The 1,448-nt window shown below is 44.2% G+C and carries 1 protein-coding gene; it reads left to right on the forward strand.

The features are described 5' to 3' along the window. Positions 1-2: 2 nt before the first annotated feature. Positions 3-1,448 (forward strand): FtsX-like permease family protein (locus CAPSK01_RS21880; RefSeq protein ID WP_273703113.1); only part of this gene is annotated, 1,446 nt, incomplete at its 3' end.

The following is a 1,448-nucleotide window of genomic DNA, read 5'->3' on the forward strand; positions in this document are numbered from 1 at the left end:
GGATGAACAACTACCTCGCTACTTATCTTAAAATCCATAAAGGTTCATCACAGCAAACTGTAAAATCGAAGATTGATGATCTGACCATTAAATATATCGGGCCGGAAGTAGAGCGTTTTATGGGTATGTCACTCGACCAGTTTAAACAACAGGGTAGTCGGTTCGGGTACACGTTAATTCCGTTAACGGATATCCACCTTCACTCCAACTACCAGGCAGAAATTGAACCGCAAGGCGACATTCAATACGTTTATCTTTTTTCTGTTATTGCAGCCTTCATTCTCATTATAGCCTGTATAAACTTTATGAACCTGGCTACGGCACGTTCGGCCGGCCGTGCGAAGGAAGTAGGCTTACGAAAAACATTAGGATCGCTAAGCAGTCACCTGGTTACGCAGTTTCTTGCCGAGTCGTTTGTGTTTAGCTTTTTAGCCGCTGTACTTGCCTTGGGCATTGTTTATACCATGCTTCCCTTTTTCAACACATTGGCCGGTAAAGAATTGGTTTTTGAAAGTTTACTGAGCAGCAAGTTGTTGATCCTTTTACTTGGAATTGTTGTATTGGTTGGCCTGATGGCGGGTAGTTATCCGGCTTTTTACCTTACCTCATTCAGGGTTACTGAAGTTTTGAAAGGTAAAGTGCGTGAAGGAATGAAAGGCGGTGCTGTGCGAAGCGGGCTGGTAGTGTTTCAGTTTGCAGTTTCTATTTTCCTGATCATTGCCACGGCAGTTATTTTTCAGCAGATGCGATATGTTCAGAATAAAAACCTGGGCCTTAACCGCAATAATGTTTTGGTTTTATCCAACACGCAACACCTTCGTTCAGGTGCCGAGCCGCTCAAACAAGCCATGCTTACACAAAGCGGTATTGTGGCGGCCAGCTACTCCAACTCCATTCCGGCATTAAACACGGAAGGAGCAAGCCCCTTCCGCATTGAAGGCTCAGAGGAAGATCACCTTGTTGTTCGCTATTTCGCGGATTATGATCAACTGGAAACCATGGGTTATTCGCTACGCGAAGGCCGGTATTTCTCGCGTGATTTTCCAGCCGATTCCTCAGCTATTGTTATTAATGAAGCATTAATGAATGAGTTAGGTTGGAAGGAAGCTGTTGGAAAGGAATTGTTTGGATTTAACCGCGGTGGTCGTGTACCCTATAAAATTATCGGTGTAGTTAAGGATTTTCATTTTGAGTCGCTACGTAATAACGTACGGCCAACGGCCATGTTCTTAAATACGGGCGCAGCAAATTACCTTGCTATTCGGTTTTCAAACAATCCGCGCGAAACGGTTTCGACAATAGAAAGTTTATGGAAGCAGTATGCCGGCAATCAGCCATTTGAATATTCTTTCCTCGATCAGGATTTTGATGCCCTATTTAGAAGCGAGCAGCGTTTGGGTAATTTGTTCACTACGTTTACCGTGCTGGCCATTTTCATTGCCTCGCTG

Source organism: Candidatus Accumulibacter vicinus, from assembly GCF_000584955.1.
GTDB classification, from domain to species: Bacteria; Pseudomonadota; Gammaproteobacteria; order Burkholderiales; family Rhodocyclaceae; genus Accumulibacter; species Accumulibacter vicinus.